Genomic DNA, 210 nt, shown 5'->3' with positions numbered 1-210 from the left:
GAGCCACATTATCCGAAAGGTGAAGGTGGCCGTCCGGCCTACCCGTTGATGGCGATGCTGCGTGTGCATCTGCTGCAGAACTGGGTCGGCTACAGCGATCCAGCGATGGAGGAAGCGCTGTACGAAACCACGATCCTGCGCCAGTTTGCCGGGCTGAACCTGGAGCGCATCCCCGACGAAACCACCATTCTCAACTTCCGCCGCTTGCTG

General features: G+C 60.5%; 1 protein-coding gene. It reads left to right on the top strand.

From position 1 onward, the window contains the following. Positions 1-210, top strand: a 210-nt coding sequence (locus AO268_RS08055; protein WP_141562797.1) for a transposase, incomplete at both ends; no start/stop codon positions are given.

This window comes from Pseudomonas sp. ICMP 8385 (genome assembly GCF_002699915.1).
Classification (GTDB): domain Bacteria; phylum Pseudomonadota; class Gammaproteobacteria; order Pseudomonadales; family Pseudomonadaceae; genus Aquipseudomonas; species Aquipseudomonas gessardii.
This window is presented reverse-complemented; position numbering and strand designations above follow the sequence as displayed.